Genomic DNA, 5,836 nt, shown 5'->3' on the forward strand with positions numbered 1-5,836 from the left:
CGGGGTCGGGGCGGCGCCGCGCCGCAGGTCCGCCCGCCACTCGCGCAGCCCGAGCACGCAGAGCCCGAGGAAGATCACGTAGAGGGCCGCGGTGAGGTACAGGCCCTTGTAGGCGTAGAGCGGGATGTAGATCAGGTCGGCGGCGATCCACAGCCACCAGCTCTCCACCCGCTTGCGGGTCTGCCCGTACGTCGCCAGCAGCGACAGCGCGGTGGTCAGCGCGTCCGGCAGCGGCACGGTGGAGTCGGTGGCCCGGTCCAGCAGCGCCCAGAGCCCGCCGGTCAGCACCACGCCCGCCGCCGCCAGCGCCCACCACTCCCGGCGGCCCGTCCGGCCGACCGTCAGCCGGGTGCGCCGCTCGCCGCCGTACAGCCACGCCCACCAGCCGTACAGGCCCAGGCCGACGTAGACGACCTGGAGGCCGGCGTCGGCGTAGAGGCCCGCCGTCCAGAACAGCAGCATCAGCAGCAGCACGTTGGCGATGCCGACCGGCCAGTTGGCGATCCGCTGCCGGGCCACCAGCCAGACGTTGAGCACCCCGGTGGCGAAGCCCAGCAGCTCCGCCCAGGTGGTGCCGGTGCCGGCCACGGTGAACGCCGTACCGGTCAGCCAGTCGATCATTCGCCTCCCCTTTCCGCGCGCCCACCCTAGATCCGCCCGGCCAGCGGGAACAGGCCCCCGCGGCGCCCGGCCCGCACGGCGGCGTGAAAGGCTCCCGGGCATGGTGCTTGAGGTCGCGCTCATCGACGTACTGCCGGGACACGAGGACGAGTTCGCCGCCGCGTACGCCAAGGGGCATCCGGTGCTCGCCGGCGCGCCCGGCTGCCGGTCGGTGCGGATGACCCGGGGCGTCGAGTCCCCGAGCCGGTTCGTGCTGCTGGTCGAGTGGGACTCCGTCGAGGCGCACAACGACAACTTCCGCGCCACCGAGCGCTTCGCGCAGTGGCGGGCGCTGATCGGCCCGTACTTCGCCAACCCGCCGCTGGTCGAGCACTTCGTGGACGTGCCGGCCTGAGCTGTCGTACCCCTGCCCTAGGGTGCGCCGTGCACGCGTCGGCCGCCGGTCCCGACGGGCTCGGGGGCGCCGGGCCCGGTTGCCGCGCGGAGATATCCGCTGGCGCCCGGTCGCCGACGCCGGTTGACTGCCCACCATGACGCAGCGGGTGGCCCTCGTGACGGGCGTGAGTCGTCGGATCGGCATCGGCGCGGCGGTCGCCCGCACACTCGCCGCGGACGGCTGGCGGCTGCTGCTCACCGGCCTGCCGGAGTTCGACGACGCCCAGCCCTACGGCGGCGATCCCGAGGGCGTGCCGGCCCTGCTGGGCGAGCTGGGCGACGCCGGGCACGTCCGAGCCGACCTGCTCGACCCGGCCGCGCCCGCCGGCCTGGTCGCCGAGGCGCTACGCCGGCACGGCCGGCTCGACGCGGTGGTCGCCGTCCACGCCTACTGCACCGACACGCCGTTCGGCGCACTGGATCCGGCCGAGATCGACAGGCACCTGCTGGTCAACGTGCGGGCCACGCTGCTGCTCGCCGAAGCGTTCGCCGAGGCGTTCACCGCCGGATCGGGTGGCCGGCTGGTGCTCTTCTCCACCGGCCAGCGCCTCGGCCCGATGCCGCAGACCCTCGCCTACGCGGTCAGCAAGGCGGCGGTGGAGAACGCGACCTTCCAGCTCTCGCCGCTGCTGATGCCACGGGGCATCACCGTCAACTGCGTCCACCCGGGCCCGACCGACACCGGATACGCCTCGCCGGAGGCGCACGCCGAGGTCGCCAAGCTCTTTCCGAGCGGACGTTGGGGCACGCCGCAGGACGCCGCCCGGCTGGTGCGGTTCCTCTGCTCGTCCGACGCCGACTGGATCACCGGCCAGGTGATCGACTCGGAGGGCGGCTTCCGCCGCCACCTGTGAGCCTGGCTCAGCCGGCGGCGAGCCGGTCCAGCGCCACGAGCGTCTCCTCCGGGCCGAGGGCCGCGTCCAGCAGCCAGCCGGTGAGCTGCTCGTAGCGGTCCACGTCGGCGGCCGTCACCAGCCGCACGTCGGTGGTCAGCGCCTCCAGCATCACGGTGCGCGGGTCGGCCGGGTCGGGGAACGAGTAGCAGGAGTACGGCGTGAGCGGCTGCGCCCCGCCCCGCGCGGCGACGCCCCGGGGCAGCAGCCGGATCGTCACGTGCGGCAGGGTGGCCAGCTCGACCAGGTGCCCCACCTGCTCCCGCCACACCTGCGGCGGGGTGTCGCCGGCGTCGCAGGCCGCCTCGGCGAGCAGCGCCGTGTAGCGGGGCGGGTCCGTCCGCCGCAGCACCTCGTGGCGCAGCCCCCGGGCGCGCACGTCGGCCTCCACGTCGAGGGCCGGGTCGAGCAGCCGGCCGGCGGCGATCCGCAGCCGGGCGTACGCCGGGGTCTGGAGCAGCCCCGGCACGACGGCGGGCTGCCAGTCCACGATGCTCGCCGCGCCCGCCTCCAGTTCGGCGTAGGTGCGCTGCCGCTCGCCCATCTCCCCCAGCGCCTTCCACCAGCCCCGGCTGGTCGCGGCGTCGCGGGCGATGACGATGAGCGCGTCGCGCTGCGGCGGCGGCACCTCGTAGACGTCGAGCAGGTCGAGCACGTCGGCCAGGTCCGGCCGGCTCTGCCCCAGCTCGATGCGGGACAGCTTCGAGGTGGAGGCCCAACCCAGCCGGTCGCAGACCTGTTCCAGGGTCAGCGCCTCCCGCCGGCGCAGCTGACGCAACTCGGCGCCCAACCGGGCGCGACGAATGACCGGACTCGTTGGCAACGGCATCCCCAGCCTCCCCACCGAGGGAGAGTAGGGCAGGACGATCACTCAGCGCAATAGCTTGCTCGCGTACCGCAATCAGAGGCCAGGTCGTCGTGGGTCGGCCCGCCCCGCCGTCCGGGTCAGGCGGGGCCCGGGCCGCTCACTTCACCCCGGCGGCGTCCATGCCGCGCAGCTCCTTCTTGAGGTCGGCGACCTCGTCGCGGATCCGGGCGGCCAGCTCGAACTGGAGCTCCCGGGCCGCGGCCAGCATCTGGTCGTTGAGCTCCTGGATGAGCTGGGCCAGCTCGGCCCGGGCCATCCCCTCCCGCGCGGGCCCGGCGCCGCCGGTACGGGCGCGGCTGCGGGTCTCCTTGACCGGCGCCTTGCCCCGGGAGAGCTGCCGTACGGCTCCGCCGACGCGGCTGTTCTCGGTGTCCTCCGCCTCGCGGTAGATGTCGTCGAGAATGTCGTGGATCTTCTTGCGCAGCGGCTCGGGACTGATGCCGTGCGCCTCGTTGTGCGCGATCTGCTTGTCCCGCCGCCGGTTGGTCTCCCCGATCGCCTCGGCCATCGACGGAGTGATCTTGTCGGCGTACATGTGCACCTGACCGGAGACGTTGCGCGCCGCCCGGCCGATGGTCTGGATCAACGACCGGCCGCTGCGCAGGAAGCCCTCCTTGTCGGCGTCGAGGATGGCGACCAGCGACACCTCCGGCAGGTCGAGACCCTCCCGGAGCAGGTTGATGCCGACCAGCACGTCGTAGTCGCCCTTGCGCAGCTCCCGCAGCAGCTCCACGCGGCGCAGCGTGTCGACCTCGGAGTGCAGGTAGCGCACCCGGATGCCGTTCTCCAGGAGGTAGTCGGACAGGTCCTCGGCCATCTTCTTGGTCAGCGTGGTGACCAGCACCCGCTCGTCGCGCTCGGTGCGCAGCTTGATCTCGTGCATGAGGTCGTCGATCTGGCCCTTGGTGGGCTTGACCACTACCTCCGGGTCGATCAGACCGGTGGGCCGGATCACCTGCTCGACGAACTCGCCCTGCGCCTGCTCCAGCTCCCACGGGCCCGGCGTCGCCGAGAGGAAGACCATCTGGCCCACCCGCTCCAGGAACTCGTCGAAGCGCAGCGGCCGGTTGTCGGCGGCGCTGGGCAGCCGGAAGCCGTGGTCGATCAGCATCCGCTTGCGGGACGCGTCGCCCTCGTACATGCCGCCGATCTGCGGGATGGTCACGTGCGACTCGTCGACGACCGTCAGGAAGTCGTCGGGGAAGTAGTCGAGCAGGCAGTGCGGCGGACTGCCCGGCAGCCGGCCGTCCATGTGCATCGAGTAGTTCTCGATGCCGGAGCAGAACCCGACCTGGCGCATCATCTCGATGTCGTAGGTGGTGCGCATCCGCAGCCGCTGCGCCTCCAGCAGCTTGCCCTGCCGCTCCAGCTCGGCCAGCCGATCGGCCAGCTCGGCCTCGATGTCGCGGATCGCCCGCTCCATCCGCTCCGGCCCGGCCGCGTAGTGGGTGGCCGGGAAGATCACCAGCCCGTCGACCTCCTTGACCACGTCGCCGGTGAGCGGGTTGAGGTAGTAGAGCTTCTCCACCTCGTCGCCGAAGAGCTCGATCCGCACGGCCAGCTCCTCGTAGGCCGGGATGATCTCCAGCGTGTCGCCGCGGACCCGGAAGGTGCCCCGGTTGAAGGCCATGTCGTTGCGCGTGTACTGGATGTCGACCAGCCGGCGCAGCAGCTGGTCACGGTCCAGCTCCTGCCCGACCGCGACCCGCACCGCGCGGTCGAGGTATTCCTCCGGGGTGCCCAGCCCGTAGATCGCCGAGACGGTGGCCACCACGATCACGTCACGGCGGGTGAGCAGCGACATGGTCGCCGAGTGCCGCAGCCGCTCGACCTCCTCGTTGATCGAGGAGTCCTTCTCGATGTAGGTGTCGGTCTGCGGGATGTAGGCCTCGGGCTGGTAGTAGTCGTAGTAGGAGACGAAGTATTCGACCGCGTTGTGCGGCAGCAGCTCGCTGAACTCCTTGGCCAGCTGCGCGCAGAGCGTCTTGTTGGGCGCCAGCACCAGCGTGGGCCGCTGCACCCGCTCGATCAGCCACGCGGTGGTGGCGCTCTTGCCGGTGCCGGTCGCGCCGAGCAGCACGGTGTTGCGGTCGCCGCGTCGGACCCGACGCTCCAGGTCGTCGATGGCCGCCGGCTGGTCGCCGGCCGGCTGGAACTCGCTGATGACCTGGAAGCGGCCGTCGAGCCGGGGAATGTCGAGCGCCATGACCCCAACGGTACGCCGGGGGTCCGACACCGCGGCGCGACTACGCCCGGTCCGTGATCGGCTTCGATATTCGCATTGTGTGGCGCATCTCACCGGACTACGCTCTCCACGTAGGCCGCTCGCGGCGGCCGACCGGGCAGGTGGCCAGGCCGTCACGGCCGGCCCGCCCCCGGCACAGGGGTCGCAGCACCCGGCACTCCCGGCGTGCGCACCCGACGTGGTCGCGCGTGAGGCGCTGACCGGCCGCCGCGAGCGCCCCTGCTCGTCACCCCACGGGGGTGAATCCCGTTCAACCTCCCGTGGAGACCTCCGCCGCCCGTTCCGGCCCGCCTGACCCGCCGCAGGGCCCGCCGACGCACGACGACGCGCACACCGGCGGCATCCCACGGGTGGTGACCGGCCGCCGGCGCACCGTCCTGCTGGTGCTCGCGGCCGTGGCCGTGCTCTCCGCCGCCGCGCTGGTCGTGGGGCTGGCGAGCTGGGCGCCAGAGGAGCCGGAGCAGCCGAGGGCGCTGACGGGCGACGAGCGCGAGCGACTGGCCGCGATGCGGGTCACCAACTACCGGGACCTGCGGGCCGGGGTACGCGTGACCGCGGGCACCGGCGCGGCGCGTACCGAACTGGTCGGCTGGGTCGACTGGTCCCGGCCGCTGGTCTACCTCGACGTCGGCGGGCCCGGCGCGGGCGCCGAGCGCGGGCTGCTCCAGGCCACCCCGACGGTGGTCCTGCTGCGCCCCGACCCGACGGCGGTGCCGACCCCCGCGCCGCCCCCGCTGGTGCCGCCGGCGGACCGCTGGCGGCTGCACGACCCGC

5 protein-coding genes and 1 pseudogene are annotated in these 5,836 nt (G+C 73.0%); 3 read left to right on the forward strand and 3 right to left on the reverse strand.

The genetic code is table 11. From position 1 onward, the window contains the following. On the reverse strand, window positions 1–621 hold a 621-nt coding region (gene pnuC, locus F6X68_RS29800), incomplete at its 3' end, for a nicotinamide riboside transporter PnuC (protein ID WP_151457365.1). A gap of 100 nt (window positions 622–721) precedes the next feature. Here pnuC and F6X68_RS29805 point away from each other — a divergent pair. Further along, complete coding sequence (locus F6X68_RS29805) at window positions 722–1,015, forward strand: antibiotic biosynthesis monooxygenase (protein ID WP_151457366.1); 294 nt, start codon at window positions 722–724, stop codon at window positions 1,013–1,015. Window positions 1,016–1,151: 136 nt separating this feature from the next. After that, the gene (locus tag F6X68_RS29810) at window positions 1,152–1,910 is read left to right on the forward strand and encodes an SDR family oxidoreductase (protein WP_151457367.1); all 759 of its coding nucleotides are present in this window, start codon (window positions 1,152–1,154) and stop codon (window positions 1,908–1,910) included. 7 nt (window positions 1,911–1,917) lie between these two features. On the opposite strand, the gene F6X68_RS29815 is transcribed toward F6X68_RS29810, so the two are convergent. Then, window positions 1,918–2,778: a helix-turn-helix transcriptional regulator gene (locus tag F6X68_RS29815; RefSeq protein ID WP_151457368.1), complete on the reverse strand. Its 861-nt coding sequence runs from the start codon at window positions 2,776–2,778 to the stop codon at window positions 1,918–1,920. A gap of 136 nt (window positions 2,779–2,914) precedes the next feature. Then, window positions 2,915–5,023 (reverse strand): excinuclease ABC subunit UvrB, encoded by a 2,109-nt coding sequence (gene uvrB, locus F6X68_RS29820; RefSeq protein WP_151457369.1) that lies wholly within the window; start codon window positions 5,021–5,023, stop codon window positions 2,915–2,917. 299 nt (window positions 5,024–5,322) lie between these two features. Between uvrB and F6X68_RS29825 the strand changes: the two are divergent. Further along, a pseudogene (locus F6X68_RS29825) lies at window positions 5,323–5,836 on the forward strand (hypothetical protein); the annotation flags it as partial.

The sequence above is a fragment of the Micromonospora sp. AMSO12t genome, assembly GCF_008806585.1.
GTDB lineage: Bacteria > Actinomycetota > Actinomycetes > Mycobacteriales > Micromonosporaceae > Micromonospora > Micromonospora reichwaldensis.

Excerpts from the sequence above, each read along its gene's own strand:
- F6X68_RS29805 (WP_151457366.1), top strand. The coding sequence starts at position 722 with ATGGTGCTTGAGGTCGCGCTCATCGACGTACTGCCGGGACACGAGGAC.
- F6X68_RS29810 (WP_151457367.1), top strand. The coding sequence starts at position 1,152 with ATGACGCAGCGGGTGGCCCTCGTGACGGGCGTGAGTCGTCGGATCGGC.
- F6X68_RS29815 (WP_151457368.1), bottom strand. The coding sequence starts at position 2,778 with ATGCCGTTGCCAACGAGTCCGGTCATTCGTCGCGCCCGGTTGGGCGCC.
- uvrB (WP_151457369.1), bottom strand. The coding sequence starts at position 5,023 with ATGGCGCTCGACATTCCCCGGCTCGACGGCCGCTTCCAGGTCATCAGC.